We start from the raw sequence: 18,482 nt of genomic DNA, 5'->3' as shown, positions 1-18,482 counted from the left end.
GCGCGCTCCTGATCCACGGTCACCTCGACGCCGTCCCGGCCGACGCCTCGGAGTGGTCGGTCCACCCGTTCTCGGGCGCGATCCAGGACGACTACGTCTGGGGCCGCGGCGCCGTTGATATGAAGGATATGTGCGCGATGGCGCTCGCGCTGGCCCGTCACTACAAGCTCAACGGCATCGTCCCGCCGCGTGACCTCGTCTTCGCGTTCCTCGCCGACGAAGAAGCGGGCGGCAAGTACGGCGCGCAGTGGCTGGTCGAGAACCGGCCCGAGCTGTTCGAGGGCGTCACCGAGGCGATCAGCGAGGTCGGCGGCTTCTCGATCACGCTGAAGGACAACGTCCGCGCGTACCTCATCGAGACGGCCGAAAAGGGCATTCGCTGGATGAAGCTGCGGGTGCGCGGCACCGCCGGCCATGGTTCGATGATCCACCGCGACAACGCCGTCACCAAGCTGTCCGAGGCCGTCGCCAGGCTCGGCAACCACCGCTTCCCGCTGGTGATGACCGACTCCGTGCGCGAGTTCCTCGACGGCGTCACCGAGATCACCGGATGGGACTTCCCCGAGGACGACATCGAGGGTTCCGTCGCGAAACTCGGCAACATCTCCCGGATGATCGGCGCGACCCTGCGCGACACGGCGAATCCGACGATGCTCACCGCCGGGTACAAGTCGAACGTCATCCCCTCGGTCGCGGAGGCCTCGGTCGACTGCCGGATCCTTCCCGGGCGTCTTGAGGCGTTCAACGCCGAACTGGAGGAGATCCTCGGCCCGGACATCGAGAAGGAGTGGATGGAGCTGCCGCCGGTCGAGACGACCTTCGACGGCGCTCTCGTCGACGCGATGACCAACGCGGTCCTCGCCGAGGACCCGGGTGCCCGCACGCTCCCGTACATGCTCTCCGGTGGCACGGACGCGAAGTCGTTCCAGTCGCTCGGTATCCGCAACTTCGGGTTCGCGCCGTTGCGGCTGCCCGCGGACCTCGATTTCTCCGCGCTGTTCCACGGGGTCGACGAACGTGTCCCGGTCGAGGCGCTGAAGTTCGGCGTGCGCGTGCTCGACCGCTTCCTCCGCTCGGCCTGATGCCCGGTCTGCTGGCAGCCGACGGCACACCCCTGCACTTCGAGCGCTGGGGTGATCCGTCGGCGCCGGTGACCGTGGTGCTCCTTCACGGGTACGCCCTCGACAGGCGGAGCTGGCGCGGTATCGCGCCGGTGCTGGCCGAGGCGTCCGAATCCGCGGAGGAACCTGTCGCCGTGTTGGCCTACGACCAGCGCGGCCACGGCGAATCCGGTGAGGTCCGGGCCGCGTCGGCCACCATGGGGCAGCTCGCCGACGATCTGGCCGAGGTGCTGGAGAAGGTGATCCCCAATGGCCGGATCGTCCTGGTCGGCCATGACATGGGCGGCCTCGCGATCCTGTCGCTCGCCCAGCGGCATCCGGACGTCTTCGCCGCGCGGGTGGCGGGAATCGGGCTGCTCGCCATGTCCGCGGGCGGAGTCACCCCGGACGCGATCTGGCCGAACGCGCTCGGGAAACTCGGCAGGGACTTGGAGATGGTGTTCGGGTCGAAGCTGATCGGCCTGGTGCGGGAGCATACGAGCAAGGCCGTGACCGCCGGGCTGCGATGGTGGCTCTTCGGGGACGACCCGGTGCCCGCAGACGTCGAACTGACCGTGCGGATGATCCGCGGCAACTGGCCGCAGACTGTGTCCGCGTTCCGGCCCGCCTTGGACGCCTACACGCGGGAATCGGCGTTGTCGCAGGTCGGCGCGGTGCCGGTAACCGCGATCGTGGGGGAGCGCGACAAGCTGGTGCCCACGGCGGACGTCGAGGAACTGGCGGGTGCAGTGGAGAACGGCACGTCCGTGGTGCTGCCCGGCGTCGGGCACGTGGTGCCGCTCGAGGCGGCTCCGCAGGTGGTGCCACGCCTGCTCGCCCTGGTGACCGAAGCGCGCCGACAAGCCTGACGTTCTTGACAATTTCTCTTTTCGGTGGCACCTTCTTGCCATGTTCTCCGTTGCGGTGATCGAGGACGCGGAAGCGGCCGAAGTGTCGCTGGATCCCGTCCGGGCCCGGCTGCTCGCCGAACTCGCCGAACCGGCGTCGGCCACGATGCTGGCCGCGCGGATCGACCTGCCGAGACAGAAGGTGAACTACCACCTTCGCGCGCTGGAGAAGCACGGGCTGGTCGAGCTCGTCGAGGAACGGCGCAAGGGGAACGTCACCGAGCGCATGATGCGCGCGACGGCGTCTTCGTACGTCATTTCACCGACGGCGCTTTCAGCCGTGCAGCCCGATCCCGCCCAGTCGCCGGACCGGCTGTCCGCGCGCTGGCTGCTCGCCGTGGCAGGCAGACTGGTGCGCGACGTCGGCCTCCTGATCACCGGTTCGACCAAGGCGCGCAAACGGGTCGCGACCTTCGCGATCGATGGCGAGGTGCGGTTCTCGTCGGCCGCGGACAGGGCCGCGTTCGCCGAAGAGCTCACCGTCGCGATCACGAACCTGGTGAGCAAGTACCACGACGAAGGCGCCGAACAGGGCCGCGACCACCGGATCGTCGTCGCCGTCCACCCGAGCGTCAAAACCGAGCCCGAGGAGCGCTGAATGGGTCACGAATTCGAGCTCACCGACCGCCTCGAGGTCGACGCGACACCGGAACAGGTCTGGGACGCCATCGCCACCGGGCCCGGGATCACGTCGTGGTTCATGGGGCGCAATGAGGTCGACGGAGGCGTCGGCGGCACCGTGAAGACCGCTTTCGGCGGCTACGAACCCACGTCGGCGATCACGGCGTGGGACCCGCTGGAACGGCTCGTCTACGGCACGGAACCCGCGCCGGACGGACGATTCGTCGCCTACGAATTCCTCATCGAGGGCCGTTCCGGCGGCAGTACCGTGCTGCGGACCGTGACGAGCGGCTTCCTGCCGGGCGACGACTGGGAAGACGAGTTCGAGGCGATGACCGCCGGCGGCGAGCTGTTCTTCCGCACCCTGGTCGAGTACCTCAACGGCTTCGCGGGCAGGCGGGCGGTGCCGGTCACGGTGTTCGGGCCGATGATCGGGGACTGGGACAGCGCGTGGCTGAAGCTGGGCCGGGAACTGGGCCTGGCCGGGCGTCCGGAGACGGGGGACAAGGTCCGCCTTTCCACCGGTGCGGTGTCCACTGTGGACGGCGAGGTCTATTGCGCGAACGGCCAGACGGTCGGGATCCGGACCGGAGACGCGCTCCTCAGGTTCGTCCGCGGCTTCGCCGGCCCGATGGTCGCGATGCATCACCTGTTCGGCGACGTCGACTCCGTGGAACAGGACGCGCTTTGGGCAGGCTGGCTCGGCCGGGTGTTCAAGAGCTGAAGGGGTCTTTCACCGCATCTCACGCGGTGAAGGACGCTAGCCGACAGCTGGATATCCCTTTGATGCTTATCTGTCGGTTCGACAGGGGTTGTGAGTGGCGGTTCGGTTCTACTGAGGGGTAGGGCGATCGTGGCGTGTTGCGAAAGCCACTTTCGCAACGTCGGTGGACCAGCGGTTAGGTGACTTTGCCGGGACCCTGGCATCGTATGCGGGGAAGTCCCCTTCAGCTCAGGTGATGAGGCCGGGCAGCGGGGTGGCGGTGCGCTTGCGGCGCAACCACACCCTCCTGGTCCCATCGGAGTAGAGCCGGACGGTCGAGAGCTCCCATCCGGCGAATTCGGCGTGGATCGACAGCTGCGTCGCCGCCGCCCGCCGGGAAACACCGGGAGGCAGTTGCAGCCGCCGGTACTCCCAATCCCCTTCGACCACCGCCTCGTCCACAACTGTCATGGCGTGATCACCTGGATCCCTTCTCCGATGGCCGAGCCGACGACCACGCGGCCGCTCTGCTCGTCGACGGTGACCGAATCTGGCTGCCGCACGGTGGGGAACCGGTGTTTCTCGATCGGCTCCCCGCCGCGGACGTCGAAGCCCACGACCTCGTTGCGTCCCGTGAGCGTGACCCACACGAGGCCGCGCGGGCGGTCGTAGGCGAGGCCGTACGCCCCGCCGGGAACGGGATAGCGCTGGCGCAGCAGCAACGGCGTCGTGGAGAACGCCAGCAGCGCGCCCGCGCGCGCGTCGGTGACGAAAACGCGGCCGAGATCGTCGGTGACGGCGTTGGCCGCGCCGTCACCGGCACGAAGACCCTCGCCGATCTTGCCTTCGGTGAGGTCGACGGCGAACAAGGCGGTGCGCAGCTTGTCGAGCACGACCACGCCGTCGCCGGTGTTCAGCACGTCGTCGGCGCTGTAGATCTGGCCGGTGATGGTCTTCGGGCCCGCGTTCTTCGACAGCACCTCGACGACCTTGCGATCGCGGACGGAGACCAGCGTCGCGTCGCCGTCGGCGAGACCGGCTGACGGCTGTCCCGCGACCGGAACCGTCTCCAGCGCGCCACCGGGCAGGGAGACCTTCGCCAGCAGGCTCTTGCCGGGAACGCTGGCGAGCACCTGGGACCCCGACACCGTGAGCCGCTCCGCCGGACCGGGCAAGGCCACGGTCGTCTTCGGGGCGTCCAGAGCGGCGAGATCGTAGATGCGCAGGGAGGGCGGCTCCGAGACCGCGACGACCAGCGTCTTGCTCGCCTCGTCGGTCGCCAACGCCTTCACACCCGGCCCGGCGAACACCGAACCGGTGGGCTTGATGGTCACCGCGGGGGAGACCGCCGCGGTGGCCGCGACGGGGTTCTGCACGATCTGCAAGGTGTCGTTCGGTGTGTCATCCGTACTGCAGGACGAGAGCACCAGGGCGCCAGCGAGCGGGATCGCGATCCGGGAAACGGCGGACAGCCGACCCACCTTGGTGCCTCCACCTGCTAATCGTCGGACGGACCTGTCCAGCATCCTCCAGGAACTCCACCACGTCACGTCTGCGTCACCCAACAGTCACCTAATCCAGTATTCGAGACGGCTCACAGGCCGCGTTCCGGGTATCCGACCTCGATCGCGCTGACGTCGTCGAGCGCCGAGCGGATGGCGGGCGGGAGCATGATGTCCTCGGCCGTGAGCGAGCCGGTCAGCTGACCGGTGTCACGGGCCCCGACCACGGGCGCGACCACCCCGGGCCGGTCTCGGACCCAGGCCAGCGCGACGGCCAGCGGTGAGGTCCCGAGGCCGTCGGCGGCCGTCGCGACCGCCTGCACGATCCGGGCCGCGCGTTCGGTCCGGTGATGTTCGACATAGCCCGCGAAAACACTCGAAGCGCCGCGCGAATCGGCGGGTGTCCCGCTGCGGTACTTGCCGGTGAGCACGCCCCGGCCGAGCGGCGCCCACGGCAGGAGCCCGATGCCGTGGTGTTCCGCGGCCGGGACGACCTCGCGATCGACGCCGCGCTCCAGCAGCGAGTACTCGACCTGCGTCGAGACCAGCGGGGCGGCGGCGGAACTGCGGGCCGCGGCGGTCGCCAGCTGCCAGCCGGAGTAGTTGGAGACGCCGACGTAGCGGGCCTTGCCGCTGGTCACGGCGTACTCGAGGGCGCCGAGGGTCTCGTCGACCGGCACTGTGGTGTCCCAGGCGTGCAGTTGCCAGAGGTCGATGTGGTCGGTGCCGAGCCGTCGCAGCGAACCTTCGAGCGCGCTCAGCAGGGCACCGCGTGAGGCGCCGCCGCCGAACGGGCCATCGGTGCGGCGGGCGACGGCCTTGGTGGCGAGCACGATGTCGTCGCGCGGGACTAGGTCGCCGAGCAGGGCACCGAGTACGCGTTCGCTCTCGCCTTCGCCGTAGATGTCGGCGGTGTCGACCAGGGTGCCCCCGGCGTCGACGAACGCGACCAGCTGGCTCGCCGCCTCCTCCGAGTCGGTGTCGCCACCCCACGTCATGGTCCCGAGGGCCATCCGCGAGACCCGAAGTCCCGACCGGCCGAGCTGTCGCTTTTCCACGACGGGCGAGCCTAGCCGGAAGGCAAGTGGGTGACGCGGAGCAGGTCAGCGTGTCGTGATCGAGTACCACCGTGCGGGTCATCGCCGTGTCAACACCCTGAACGGAGGAGTGACACTCCGATGGATACATTCACGCCGTGCGACTCGGACTGAACTTGGGCTATTGGGGCGCGGGAAACGACGCGGCCAACCTGGCATTGGCGAAGAAGGCGGACGAACTCGACTACGCGGTCGTCTGGGCCGCGGAGGCGTACGGTTCGGACGCGCCGACGGTGCTGGCGTGGGTGGCGGCGCAGACGTCACGGATCGACGTGGGCAGCGCGGTGCTGCAGATCCCCGCGCGGACACCGGCGATGACCGCGATGACCGCCGCGACCCTGGACACGCTTTCGGCCGGCCGGTTCCGCCTCGGCCTCGGCGTTTCCGGCCCGCAGGTGTCCGAAGGCTGGCACGGGGTGAAGTTCGCGTCGCCGCTCGGCCGCACCCGCGAATACGTCGAGATCGTCCGCAAGGCGCTGAGCCGCGACCGGGTCCGCTACGACGGCGACCACTTCCAGCTGCCCCTGCCCGACGGGCCCGGCAAGGCGCTGACCCTGACCGTGCACCCCGTACGCGAAGAGATCCCCGTGTACCTGGCCGCCATCGGCCCGAAGAACCTCGAACTGACCGGCGAGATCGCGAACGGCTGGCTGCCGGTGTTCTACTCGCCCGAGCACGCCGGTGAGCAGCTGAAGCTGATCCAGGCGGGGGCCGACAAGGCCGCGCGCTCGCTCGACGGCTTCGACGTCGTCCCCACCGTCCCGCTCGTGGTCGGGGACGACTGGGAGGCCTGCGCCGACGCGGTCCGCGGCTACGCGGCGCTGTACATCGGCGGGATGGGCAGCCGGGAGAAGAACTTCTACAACCAGCTCGCCTGCCGGATGGGCTTCGAACGCGAAGCGGCCGACGTCCAGCAGAAGTACCTGGGCAAGGACTACGCGGGCGCCATGGCGGCCGTCCCGCTCGAGTTCATCGACGCGACGTCGCTGCTGGGCCCCAAGGAGCGGATCGCCGACCGGATGCGGGCCTTCGCCGAGTCCGGCGTCACCACGCTGACCGTCGCCCCGTCCATGCCGGATCCGGAGGGCTCCGCACGCGCCCTCGAGATCGCGGCCGAAGCGATCGAACTGGCCGGTGTCGCCTGATGGGATGGTTCGAAGCACTGGTCCTCGGTCTCGTCCAAGGCCTCACGGAATTCCTGCCGATCTCCTCCAGCGCGCACCTGCGGATCACCGCGGCGCTCGCCGGCTGGGACGACCCGGGCGCCGCGTTCACCGCGGTGACCCAGATCGGCACCGAACTCGCGGTCATCCTGTACTTCTCGAACAAGATCGGGAAAATCCTCCGCGCCTGGTTCTTCTCGATCTACAAGAAGGACTGGCGCCGCGACCCCGACGCCCGGCTGGGCTGGCTGATCATCGTCGGCTCGATGCCGATCGTCGTACTGGGCCTGCTGCTGCAGGACGCCATCGACGAAACCTTCCGTGACCTGCGGATCACCGCGACCACGCTGATCGTGTTCGGGCTCATCCTGCTGGTGGCCGACCGCATCGGGAAACAGCAACGCACGCTCGACCACCTGACCGTGCCGCACGGCCTCGGCTTCGGGTTCGCGCAGGCGCTGGCGTTGATCCCGGGCGTCTCCCGCTCCGGCGGCACCACCAGCGCCGGGCTGCTCCTCGGCTACACACGCGCGGAGGCGGCGGAGTACTCCTTCCTGCTGGCGCTGCCGGCGGTGTTCGGCTCTGGCCTGTACAAGCTGACCGACATCGGCAAGGACGGCGCCCCGGCACAGTGGGGGCCGACGATCCTGGCGACGTTGGTCGCGTTCGGCGTCGGCTACGCCGTCATCGCCTGGCTGATGTCGTACATCAAGACCAAGAGCTTCGTGCCGTTCGTGATCTACCGGCTCGTGCTCGGTGCCCTGCTCTTCGTGCTGATCTTCACCGGTGTCCTGGACCCAGGCGCCGGCCCGCACCTGTAACCCCGACGCGATTCGGCACCTGCTTGCGGTCGTTGCCAGGCACGGTCCGTGAAGGCCCCCTTGCTTGCGCCTGGAGCAAGGAAGGGGGCCTTCACGTACTGGGGGTGGTGCTGCTGAGGCTCGTGATGGCCTTCACGGACCGGCCGCTACCCGGCTCACCCCAGCAGGTACCCAAACACCCTTGGCCAGAACCGTCCTTACCCACTCACGAGGTTTCGTAGCGGGGCAAAGCACGACACGTAGGGTGGGCCACGTGAGTACTGTGATCCTTCTGCGCCACGGCAAGTCCACGGCGAACGGTTCGGGTGTCCTGGCCGGGCGCACGCCCAAGGTCGGCCTGGACGACACCGGCCGGGCACAGGCGGCCGCGCTCGTCGAGCGCCTGGCGCCGGTGCCGCTCGCCGAGCTGGTGGTCTCGCCGATGCTCCGCTGCCGCCAGACGGTCGCGAAGCTGGCCGAGGCACGCGGTCTGGACAAGCTCAAAGAGCCCGGTTTGTCCGAAGTGGACTACGGCGAATGGACCGGTCGCGCGCTCAAGGATCTGTTCAAGGAACCTCTGTGGCGGGTCGTGCAGGCGCATCCCTCGGCCGCGGTCTTTCCCGGCGGCGAAGGGCTCGCCGAGATGCAGGCCCGGTCGGTCGCGGCCGTCCGCGCGCATGACGCCAGGATCACCGCGAAACACGGGGAAGACGCGGTGTGGCTCTTATGCAGTCATGGCGATGTGATCAAGGCGATCCTCGCCGACGCGCTCGGCCAGCATCTCGATTCGTTCCAGCGGATCGTGGTCGATCCGGCGTCGGTTTCGGTCGTCCGGTACACCGAGACTCGTCCGTTCGTGTTGCGCGTCAACGACAACGGCGGCGACCTGGCCGGTATCGCACCACCGGAACCCAAGGCCAAAGCCAAGCGGGGCAAGGGAAAGCGGAGCTCCGACGCGGTGGTGGGCGGTACCACCGGAGCGTGACCACCGCCGTCGGTGGCGTCACCGCCACGGACGGCATCCACCGGCCCCTCGCTGCCCGTAAGGTGGCCAGACCAGCAGATTCGACGACCCGGGAGCAACACCGATGATTTCGCAGGACAACCCGTTCGCCGCGCCGAGTGAGCTGCCCTACGCCCTTCCTCCGTTCGACCGGATCGCCGACGAGCACTTCCTTCCCGCCTTCGAAGCGGGCTTGGCCGAGCACGCCGCCGAAATCGACGAGATCGCGAACTCGGCCGAGCCGCCGACCTTCGAGAACACCGTCGTCGCGCTCGAAAAGTCCGGCAGGCTGCTGTCTCGCGTGTCCAGCGTCTTCTTCAACCTCGCCGGATCCAACGCGAACGACGAGATCCAGCGCGTGCAGGCCGAGATGGCGCCGCGGCTGGCCGCGCACGCCGACGCCATCAACCTGAACCCGGCGCTGTTCGCCCGGATCAACACCCTGTTCGAGCGCAGGCATGAACTCGGTCTCGACCCCGAGTCGCTTCGCCTGCTGGAGCGTCACCACACGGACGTGCGCCGCGCCGGCGCCGGGCTTCCCGAAGCCGAGCAGAAGCGCCTGCGTGAGCTGAACGAGCAGCTTTCGACCTTGTCGACCAAGTTCCAGCAGAACCTGCTCAAGGACACCAACGAACTCGCCGTGGTCGTCGACGACGTCGCGGAGCTCGCGGGACTGGGTGAGGCCGAGATCGCCACGGCCGCCGAGACCGCCGGCGAGGAGGGCAAGTACGTCCTCAAGCTGACCCTGCCGACGGCGCAGGCCGCGTTGGCCTCGCTGGAGGACCGCGCCTTGCGCGAGCGGATCTTCACCGCGTCGGTGTCCCGCGGCAACCGGGGCAACGAGTCGGACAACAACGAGATCGTGGCTCAGCTGGTCCGCTTGCGCGCGGAGCGGGCCGCGGTGCTGGGCTTCCCCGACCACGCTTCGTACGTCATCGAAGACGAGACCGCGAAGACCGCCGAGGCCGCGGTGGGCCTGCTGGAACGCCTCGCCCCGGTCGCGAGCGCCAACGCCAAGGCCGAAGCCGAAGAGCTGCAGCGCTACCTCGAAGCCGACATCCCGGGCGCGGTCCTGCGGCCGTGGGACTGGGCGTTCTACGCCGAACGCGTCCGCAAGGACCGGTTCGACGTCGACACCGCGGCGTTGCGCCCGTACTTCGAACTGAACCGGGTGCTGACCGACGGGGTCTTCTTCGCCGCGTCCAAGTTGTACGGCTTGAGCTTCACCGAGCGGGAGGACCTGCCGAAGTACCACCCGGAGGTCCGGATCTTCGAGGTCTTCGACGCGGACGGCACGGAACTCGGCCTGTTCCTGCTCGACTACTACGCCCGCGACTCGAAGCGCGGCGGCGCCTGGATGAACAACTTCGTCGACCAGACGAAACTCCTGGGCACCAAGACGGTCGTGGTGAACGTGCTCAACGTCGCCAAACCGCCGTCCCTTGAGCCGACCCTGCTGACCTTCGACGAGGTCGACACCGCGTTCCACGAGTTCGGGCACGCACTGCACTCGCTGCTTTCCGACGTCGAGTACCCGATGTTCTCCGGCACGAACGTGCCGCGTGACTTCGTCGAGTACCCGTCGCAGGTCAACGAGATGTGGATGCTGTGGCCCGAGGTGCTGGCCAACTACGCGAAGCACCACGTGACCGGTGAGCCGCTTCCGCAGGAGCAGATCGACAAGCTCCTGGCGTCGCAGCAGTACGGTGAAGGCTTCTCGACCACCGAGTACCTCGCGGCGGCCCTCCTCGACCAGGCGTGGCACGCGCTCGGCACCGAGGACCACGTGGAGGACGTCCAGCGGTTCGAATCCGAGGCGCTGACGAAGGCGGGTGTCGCGCTGGAGGCCGTGCCGCCGCGCTACCGCACCACCTACTTCGCGCACATCTTCAGCGGCGGCTACAGCGCCGGGTACTACTCCTACATCTGGAGTGAGGTCCTCGACGCCGACACCGTCCAGTGGTTCCGCGAGAACGGCGGGCTCATCAGGGAAAACGGTGACCACTTCCGCCGTGAACTGCTCGGCCGGGGCGGCAGCGTCGACCCGATGGCCGCCTTCCGCGCGTTCCGCGGCCGCGACCCGGAGATCGAGCCGCTGCTGAAGCGCCGCGGCCTCGCCGGGGCCTGATCCCTGACGGTTTCCCTGCCCGGACACCCCCAGCGCCCAGGCAGGGAAACCGCGTCAGGCGGCGAGTTCGGCGACGGCCGCGGCCACGTCGTCCACCTCTTGTTCCGTGTTGTAGTAGTGAGGGCTCAGCCGCAGGCACCAGTCGACGTCCTTGTCCCCGAAGTCGAACTGCGCGAACTCCCGGTAGCTGAGCGCCGAGTTGATCCGCCGGGCGTCCATCGCCGCCTTGAACGGCACAGCCTCCCAGTCCTTGATCGAGAACGTCACCAGTGCGCCCAGTCGCGAGCCGCGGTCGAGCACCTCGACGCCCGCGATGGCGCCGAGTCCGTCCCGCAGCCTCGCCGCGAGTGCGGGGGTGCGCCGTGAGATCGCCTCCAGGCCGACCGCGCGGGCGTACCTCGCGGCCGCGGCGCAGCCGAGCACCGTGGCGTACGGGAATTCCCATTCCTCGAACCGGGAGGCCGAAGCCGCGGGTTCGTAGTCGCCGGGCGCGCTCCAGCGGGCGCCGTGCATGTCGATGAACAGCGGCTCGTGTCCTGCTTCGAGGAACCGGTCGGAGACGAACAAGAATCCCGAACCACGAGGGCCGCGCAGGAACTTGCGGCACGTCGAGGTGAGCAGGTCGGCGCCGATCTCCTCCACGTCGATGGGGTACTGACCGACCGACTGACAGGCGTCGACGAGATACAGCAGACCGAGTTCCCGGCAGTGCCGCCCGATCTCGGCGACCGGCTGGACCAGCCCCGAATTGGTCGGAATGTGCGTGGCGGCGACCAGTTTCGGCTTCTTCGCGCGCATCAGGGCCGCCATGGCTTCGACGTCGACACCGCCTTCCGGCGTGTCCGGCGCGTGCACGACCTCGACGCCGAAGCGCTTCCGCAGTGACAGGAACGCGATCTGGTTGGAGATGAAGTCGTTGCGGGTGGTGAGCACGACGTCGCCGGGTTCGAACCGGATCGAGGACAGCGCCGTGGAATAGGCGTGGGTGGCGCTCGCCGCGAAGGCGATGTTGCGCGGCCGCGCGTTGATGAGTGCCGCGATTTCACGGTAGAAGCCGTCGACCTCGGTCGCACGGGCGGCCGCGGCCTCGTAACCGCCGATCTCGGCTTCGAGATTCAGGTGATCGAGCATCGCCGCGAGCACCGGCTTCGCCAGCAGTCCGCAGCCCGCGTTGTTGAAATGGACGACCTTGTCGCTGCCCGGCGTGTCGGCCCGCAGTGCCGGAATGTCCAGTAGTGATTCCGTGCGATGTCCAGTAGCACTATCATGTTCCTTCATGTCGGATAGTAGCACTTCCGCGCTCGTGCTCCAGTTGCGTTCGCTGATCCGCGCCGCGGCAGCGGGGGACCGGCTGCCCAGTAGCCGCGAGCTCATCGAGCGCTACCGGGTCGGCCCGGTGACGGTCTCGCGCGCGATCGCCCTGCTCGCCGCCGAGGGCGCTGTGGTGACGCGCCCCGGCAGCGGGACGTACGTGGCAACGAAGCCGTCGACGGCGGGCGAACCACTCGATACGGCGTGGCAGACCGTCGCGCTGACCGATCGCAGCGTCGACACCAGATCCCTCACCGGCACCCTCGGCCCGCCGCCGGACGGCGCGATCCTCCTCGACGGCGGTTATCCGCACCGGTCGCTGCAGGCGACCCGGTTCCTGGGCGCGGCACTCGCCAGGGCGGGCCGCCGTCCGGACGCCTGGGACCGTGCACCCGCCGCCGGGCTGACCGCGCTGAGGTCGGTGTTCGCGGGACCGGCCGGCGCGTCCCCGGACGACGTCCTGATCACCGCCGGCGGGCAGAGCGGGCTCTCCATGGCGTTCCGGGCGATCGCGGCGCCGGGAAGCCCGATACTCGTCGAATCACCGACCTATCCGGGAGCACTCGCCGCCGCGCGGGCGGCGGGACTCCGTCCGGTGCCGGTGCCGATCGACGACGACGGGGTCCGCCCGGACCTGCTGGCCGAGGCCTTCGCGATGACCGGAGCCCGGCTTTTCTACTGCCAGCCCACCTTTCACAACCCGACCGGCACCGTGCTCGCCCCCGAACGCCGGACCCCCGTGCTGGAGGTGGCTCGTGCGGCGGGCGCGTTCGTACTGGAGGACGACTTCGCCCGGCATCTCTCGCACGGGACCACGGCGCCGCGTCCGCTGATCACCGACGACCGCCACGGCACGGTCGTCCACCTGACGTCGGTGACGAAAGCCGCCGCACCGAGCCTCCGGATCGGCGCGCTGATCGCACGGGGACCGGTCCTCGACCGGATGAAGGCGATCCGGCGGGTCGACGACTTCTTCGTCTCCCGCCCGCTGCAGGAGGCGGCCCTCGAACTGCTCAGCGCGCCTTCCTGGGAACGTCACGTGCGGAAACTCGGTGCGGAATTGCGGGAGCGATGCGGAAAGGCCGCCGCGGCGCTGGCCGGGGAGTGTCCTGAGTGGACTGTCACGCGGATTCCCGAGGGTGGGCTGCACCTGTGGGTGCGGCTGCCGGCGGGGAGCGACGCGAACGCGCTCGCCCGCACCGCGAGAGAGCGAGGAGTCGTGATCGGGACAGGGGAGCGGTTCTTCGCCACCGAGCCGTCCGGACCGTTCCTTCGGCTGGGCTTCGCCGCCGCTGCCGACATCGCCGAACTCACCGAGGGCATCCGACGGCTCAAGCAAAGTGTATAACGACCTATACTGCGCGGCTCAGGTCAAAACCGCTTCAAGCAGCAGAAGAACACCACCACCGAGGACGACATGGCGCGTGGTCTTCTCGGGGATCGTTGCCGGAGCGGCTCCTGCCGGACTCGCGTCCGGCAGGAGCGACGATCATCGTCGCGGACCCCGGCGGCCCGCCCGCGCGAGGATGTCGGCGCCTGCCGGGACCGTTTGGACGGCCTCGTCGAAACTCTCCTTGGGCAGCAAGGTGTTCCCGGCCACGGTCACCGTCTCGGGTGGGGTGTCGTAGCCGTCGGGCAGGACGTCCCAGAAGTTGCCGACGAAGGCGACGTTCTCCATCGGCGGACCCACCTGGAGGACGATCGGAGTGTCGGCTCGGTGGACGATGTTGCCGAGGACCGTGATCCACGCCGCGCCGTAGTCGGCGTAGAGGCCGAAGTTGTACGAGGTGAGGACGTCGCGGATCACGTTGCCGCGGACCATCGCCCCGCCGGCGAACGACGAGCCTTGCGGTGCCGAGAGGTAGATGCCGCCGCCGTCCATCAGCTTCCCCATGCTGCGTTCGACGAGGTTCGAGATCACCTGGGTGCCGCCGGCTCGCTCGCCGCCGGTGATCACGATGCCGTTGTGCGGGACGTCGTGGATCTCGTTGTGGGCCACGGTGGTTTCTTCGGACTCGACGACGAGGACGGCGGGGGAGCCGCGGTACTCGGTGGCGATGTGGTGGACGAGGTTGTCCTCGACGGAGACCCGGGTGCTCGTGTGGACGGCGATCCCGCTCCCCGAGATCTCGTCGAAGACGTTCGCGCGGATCTCGACGTCGGTGCCGTCCTCGATCAGGAGTGCCCCCGCGCCGAGCCGGGTGAAGTGATTGCCCTCCAGCGTGACCCGGCGGGCCGAGGTGAGGCTGACGTTGGCGGGCAACTGAACCGGCTCCGCGGGCACGTGGACGTAGCCCACGTCCGCGCCGAGGTCGATCTTCTGGAATTCGCCCCGCTCGTAACGGGCGTTGCCGTGATAGTGCAGGTAACCACCGGTTTTGGTGGGACCGGACCAGGTCGCGTCGGTGAAGGTGAAGCCGCGCAGTACGAGGTCGTGCACGCTCTGTCCGCTGACGAGTGTCTCCAGCGCCGGGGCGACGACTCGGGTCTTGCCGATCTCCTCACCGGGGCGTGGACGGTAGTGGAGGACGTGGCCAGTCGGGTCGGCGCTGACGGCGAAGGTTCCCGGGTCGGTCAGGAAGGCCACGTTGTTCTCGAGTACGGAAGGTGCGGCGAGGCCGTCCCAGGTGCCGTCTCCGCCGGCGCCGTACCACTTGGAGTCGTAGAGGGACTTGGCGTTGTCGAAGGCGGGTTGGGCCATGGTGATCGTGGACGAGGCCGCGTCACCGGAGATCGACGCGACCGCGAGCCTGGCCTCGGACCACGGGTAAACGCCGGGGTACACGAACTCCAGTCCGGACGGGTCCGGCCACGCCTGTGGCTCCGCGCTGTCTGTGACGTAACCGGTGGCTGTTTTCGTCACGCTCCCCGGAAGGCCGTCCTTGCGGGCCGCTCGTGTGGCGGGGCGGCCGTCGACGGTGAGACGTCGCGGTGCCAGGTCGCCGATGGGTGCCGTCCAGACGCCGTCGTCGCCCGCGGTCCAGCCGGTGATCACCCGGCCACCGCTCACTTCGACCTCCGCCTGATCAGGGGTTCCGTAGCCATGGACCTGGTAGATCACGCGGAATCCGTTCCTGCCGGAATCGCCGAGCGCGTCGTCGAAGGCAAGGGGTTCTTCGAGGTGATGGACGCCTGCCGTGAAGGTGACGATGACGTCGCCGGTCATCTCGGCGGTGACGGCGCGGACAGCCTCTTGCGCTGCTTTCGGAGTGGCGAAAGGCTTATCGGCAGTGCCGGACCAGTCGTCTCTGCCGTCGGTGGATACGAAGAACCTGATTTCAGGCATGCTGAAGCGCTCCTGCGAGAGGTTTATGGGATATACTGAGGTTTATCAGCTAAACACGTTCGAGTGATGAGAGTCAAGGAGTAGCCCGGTGGCGGAAGACGACACGCAGCCGGATCCGGAGCGCGCGATCGAGCTGCTGTGGGGCGCCGCCGAGCCGGAGCGGCCCGGCTTGAGTCTCGGCCGGATCGTCGCCGCGGCCGTCGAAGTCGCGGATGCCGATGGGCTCGCCGCACTGTCGATGCGCAAGGTCGCGGAACGGTTCGGCACCACCACCATGTCGCTCTACCGGTACGTACCCGGCAAAGCGGAGCTGGTGGAACTCATGCGTGACGCGGTGTACGGCGAGTTCCCGATGGAGCCCTCGGACGGGCTCGGCTGGCGAGCGGGCCTGGAACGCTGGGCGCGGCGGGCATGGGAGAGGTATCGCCGGCACCCATGGCTGGTCCACAGCGCCGGAACCCGTCGCCTGCCAGGGCCGAACATCATGGCCGGATACGACCACGCGCTCGATGTGGCGTCTCGGAGCGGCCTGGCGCCGGCGCAGGTGATCGCGGTGGTGAACCTGGTGGGTGGATTCGTCGAGTCCGTCGCGCGTCAAGCGGGGGAGACCGCCGAACTCCAGCGGCGCACAGGTGTGTCCCATGAGCGCTGGTGGAGCGAGCGCGAGTCCCTCTTCGAGCGCCTGGACGGCTATCCGGCGCTGGAGCGACTGTGGAAGGCCGGGGGAATGGACGTGCCGCTCGACCCCTTCGACTTCGGATTGCGGCGCACCCTCGACGGCGTCCAGGCGCTCGTCGACGGTCAGGGGAGTGAGGTAATGCGTGACGAAACCAGGGGAGGGGAGTGTGTCATCTGCGGTAATCCGCTGGACGGGGGAGGGCGGGGCAGGCCGCGAGACTACTGCTCACGGGCTTGTCAGCAGCGCGCTTACCGCAAGCGGCAGGCTCAGCCGGACTGACTTGGTCGCTTTGAAGTGTATAACGACCTATTCGGCACGGCAGCAGGCAAGATCAACTTCAACTACAAGATCAAAACCCGCATAGAGCGAGCCGGGGCTTGTCTGGGTGGAGGATTCGGGACAGTGAGTGTCCCGAATCCTCCACCGCCACATCGGAACGTTGTCAGGGAACGAGGATCGCCCTGCCCCGGATGCGCCCCGCGTCGAGGTCGTCGAGCGCGGTTTGGAACTCCTCGAGGGGGTAGCGCGCGGTGTGGAGTTTCACGCGGCCCTGTGCGGCGAGGACCATGAGTTCGCAGAGGTCGGTGTAGGAGCCGACGAGGTTGCCGATCAGGTTGATCTCGGCGGAGATGACGTCGATGGTGGGGACGTCGATGTTCTCGCCGTAGCCGACGACGTGGTAGTCGCCCGCGCGGCGCAGCATGGCGAGGCCGTCCGTCGTGGCGCCGCCTTCGCCGACGAAGTCGATCACGGTTTCGGCGCCTTCGCCGCCGGTGAGGTCGAGGACCTGGTCGATCTGGGTGCCGTCGGCGATGACGCCGTGGTCGGCGCCGATGGTGACGGCGAGTTCGAGGGCGTCGGGGTTGCGGTCGACGACGATGAGCTCGGCGGCGGTGAGGGCTTTGAGGACCTGGATGCCGATGTGGCCGAGGCCGCCGGCGCCGATGACGACGCAGCGGTCGCCGGGCCGGAGCCTGCGGGAGGCTTTCGCCGCGGCGTGGTACGCGGTGAGGCCCGCGTCGGCGAGGGCGGCGACGTCGGCGGGTTCGAGGGAGTCGTCGATGCGGACGACGCTGCGGGCGGAGGTCTTGAGGTACTCCGCGTAGCCGCCGGCGGTGTCGATGCCGGGGAACTGCGACTGGGCGCAGTGGACGTCGTCGCCGGAGCGGCAGGCGCGGCAGAGGCCGCAGGTGATGAGGGGGTGGACGATGACCTTGTCGCCTTCGGCCACGTTCGTCACCGCGCTGCCGACGGCGTGTACCCAGCCGGCGTTTTCGTGGCCGATCGTGTACGGCAGGGTGACGCCGGATTTCTCGGCCCATTGGCCTTCGAGGATGTGGAGGTCGGTGCGGCAGACGCCGGCGCCGCCGATGCGGACGATGACGTCGTAGGGGCCGGTCGGTTCGGGTTCGGCGACCTCGGTCAGCTGGAGCTTTTCGTGGTAACCGATGACCTGGATCGCTTTCACGATGCGTGGACCTCCTGGGTTCGGGGTGTCTGGTCGGCGGCGGATTCCGGGTACCGGGTGCGGAGCAGGCCACGGCAGAAGTGGGCGTTGCCGTCGATCGAGATGCGGACGGAGCGGGCGAAGCGCAGCCGTAGTGGGACTTCTTCGCGGGGGTAGGGCTTTCCGTGGTCGTCGACGAGGACAGGCGCTTCCGGTGCGGTGTCGAGTCCGAGTGCGGCTCGCCGGCGCAGGAGTGCGTGGGTGGTGCGATGGTCGGGAAGGTCGCCGAGCGTGATGTCGTGGAGCCCGTCCTCGGTCAGCTCACGGTTTTCGCGCAGGAGCCGGGTGAGGGCGCGTTCCATGGCCGCGGTGCAGGCTTTGCGGCGGAAGGTGAGCCGGAGTTCGTCGAGGTCCTGTTCGGCTTCGTCGCCGAAGGTGCCGCGGTATCCGGCGTCGGCGGCGAGGCCGCGGTTGATGAGGTCGGAGTCGTGGTGGTCGTCGAGGACGACGTGGACCCGGGATACGCCGTCGAGCGCGGTGAGGACGTCTTTGGCGTCGGAGGCCATGAGGTAGGCGAAGTTCGGTGAGCAGAACGACGTCGGGAGCCTCAGGTGGACGGTGACCTCGGTTCCGTCGACGGTGAGGGAGCGGACGAAGCCGAGGTCGGTGATGGGTTCGTCGAGTTCGGGGTCGAAGACGGCGTGGAGTGCGGTGTAGGCGTCGTGTTCGCGCAT

At 68.7% G+C, this 18,482-nt stretch carries 17 protein-coding genes; 10 read left to right on the top strand and 7 right to left on the bottom strand.

Annotated elements, in window-relative coordinates:
* The 4 genes from DL991_RS29905 to DL991_RS29890 all read left to right on the top strand — a co-directional run.
* On the top strand, positions 1-1,082 hold a 1,082-nt coding region (locus DL991_RS29905; protein WP_148106372.1), incomplete at its 5' end, for a M20/M25/M40 family metallo-hydrolase.
* A complete protein-coding gene (locus DL991_RS29900) occupies positions 1,082-1,969 on the top strand; it encodes an alpha/beta fold hydrolase (protein WP_125787695.1) in 888 nt (295 codons plus the stop codon). The genes DL991_RS29905 and DL991_RS29900, both read left to right, overlap by 1 nt.
* 40 nt (positions 1,970-2,009) lie before the next feature.
* Positions 2,010-2,606: a helix-turn-helix domain-containing protein gene (locus DL991_RS29895; protein WP_125787694.1), complete on the top strand. Its 597-nt coding sequence runs from the start codon at positions 2,010-2,012 to the stop codon at positions 2,604-2,606.
* Positions 2,607-3,353 carry an SRPBCC domain-containing protein gene (locus DL991_RS29890; RefSeq protein ID WP_125787693.1) on the top strand — a complete coding sequence of 249 codons (747 nt, stop codon included), beginning with the start codon at positions 2,607-2,609 and terminating at the stop codon, positions 3,351-3,353.
* 228 nt (positions 3,354-3,581) lie between these two features.
* Here DL991_RS29890 and DL991_RS29885 read toward each other — a convergent pair whose 3' ends face one another.
* The 3 genes from DL991_RS29885 to DL991_RS29875 all read right to left on the bottom strand — a co-directional run bounded on the left by DL991_RS29885 (position 3,582) and on the right by DL991_RS29875 (position 5,892).
* On the bottom strand, positions 3,582-3,803 hold the full coding sequence (locus DL991_RS29885; protein ID WP_016334446.1) for a DUF5703 family protein: 222 nt from the start codon (positions 3,801-3,803) through the stop codon (positions 3,582-3,584).
* On the bottom strand, positions 3,800-4,813 hold the full coding sequence (locus DL991_RS29880) for a YncE family protein (protein WP_125787692.1): 1,014 nt from the start codon (positions 4,811-4,813) through the stop codon (positions 3,800-3,802). Before DL991_RS29880 ends, DL991_RS29885 begins: the two co-directional genes overlap by 4 nt.
* 113 nt (positions 4,814-4,926) lie before the next feature.
* Complete coding sequence (locus DL991_RS29875) at positions 4,927-5,892, bottom strand: aldo/keto reductase (protein WP_199746780.1); 966 nt, start codon at positions 5,890-5,892, stop codon at positions 4,927-4,929.
* A gap of 137 nt (positions 5,893-6,029) precedes the next feature.
* On the opposite strand from DL991_RS29875, the gene DL991_RS29870 reads away from it, so the two are divergent.
* The 4 genes from DL991_RS29870 to DL991_RS29855 all read left to right on the top strand — a co-directional run bounded on the left by DL991_RS29870 (position 6,030) and on the right by DL991_RS29855 (position 11,025).
* Complete coding sequence (locus DL991_RS29870; protein WP_125787691.1) at positions 6,030-7,076, top strand: LLM class F420-dependent oxidoreductase; 1,047 nt, start codon at positions 6,030-6,032, stop codon at positions 7,074-7,076.
* A complete protein-coding gene (locus DL991_RS29865; RefSeq protein WP_125787690.1) occupies positions 7,076-7,915 on the top strand; it encodes an undecaprenyl-diphosphate phosphatase in 840 nt (279 codons plus the stop codon). Before DL991_RS29870 ends, DL991_RS29865 begins: the two co-directional genes overlap by 1 nt.
* A gap of 253 nt (positions 7,916-8,168) precedes the next feature.
* Complete coding sequence (locus DL991_RS29860) at positions 8,169-8,879, top strand: histidine phosphatase family protein (protein WP_125787689.1); 711 nt, start codon at positions 8,169-8,171, stop codon at positions 8,877-8,879.
* Between the two features lie 103 nt (positions 8,880-8,982).
* Entirely contained in the window at positions 8,983-11,025 is a 2,043-nt protein-coding gene (locus DL991_RS29855) for a M3 family metallopeptidase (protein ID WP_125787688.1), read from the top strand.
* A 54-nt stretch (positions 11,026-11,079) separates the two neighbouring features.
* Here the strand turns inward: DL991_RS29855 and DL991_RS29850 are convergent, their stop codons facing one another.
* Entirely contained in the window at positions 11,080-12,303 is a 1,224-nt protein-coding gene (locus DL991_RS29850; protein WP_125787687.1) for an aminotransferase class V-fold PLP-dependent enzyme, read from the bottom strand.
* On the opposite strand from DL991_RS29850, the gene DL991_RS29845 reads away from it, so the two are divergent.
* On the top strand, positions 12,302-13,684 hold the full coding sequence (locus tag DL991_RS29845; RefSeq protein WP_125787686.1) for a PLP-dependent aminotransferase family protein: 1,383 nt from the start codon (positions 12,302-12,304) through the stop codon (positions 13,682-13,684). The two genes, DL991_RS29850 and DL991_RS29845, sit on opposite strands and share 2 nt — an antisense overlap.
* Positions 13,685-13,825: 141 nt before the next feature.
* On the opposite strand, the gene DL991_RS29840 is transcribed toward DL991_RS29845, so the two are convergent.
* Positions 13,826-15,622, bottom strand: a complete 1,797-nt coding sequence (locus DL991_RS29840; protein ID WP_125787685.1) for a right-handed parallel beta-helix repeat-containing protein — start codon at positions 15,620-15,622, stop codon at positions 13,826-13,828.
* 88 nt (positions 15,623-15,710) lie between these two features.
* On the opposite strand from DL991_RS29840, the gene DL991_RS29835 reads away from it, so the two are divergent.
* Complete coding sequence (locus tag DL991_RS29835) at positions 15,711-16,580, top strand: TetR/AcrR family transcriptional regulator (protein WP_125787684.1); 870 nt, start codon at positions 15,711-15,713, stop codon at positions 16,578-16,580.
* A gap of 163 nt (positions 16,581-16,743) precedes the next feature.
* Here DL991_RS29835 and DL991_RS29830 read toward each other — a convergent pair whose 3' ends face one another.
* Positions 16,744-17,769: an NAD(P)-dependent alcohol dehydrogenase gene (locus DL991_RS29830; protein ID WP_125787683.1), complete on the bottom strand. Its 1,026-nt coding sequence runs from the start codon at positions 17,767-17,769 to the stop codon at positions 16,744-16,746.
* Entirely contained in the window at positions 17,766-18,482 is a 717-nt protein-coding gene (locus tag DL991_RS29825) for an iron-sulfur cluster assembly protein (RefSeq protein ID WP_125787682.1), read from the bottom strand. Before DL991_RS29825 ends, DL991_RS29830 begins: the two co-directional genes overlap by 4 nt.

This window comes from Amycolatopsis sp. WAC 01375, assembly GCF_003947325.1.
Taxonomy (GTDB): Bacteria; Actinomycetota; Actinomycetes; order Mycobacteriales; family Pseudonocardiaceae; genus Amycolatopsis.
Note: the sequence above shows the minus strand (reverse complement) of the source record. Positions and strands in the feature narration are given on the sequence as shown.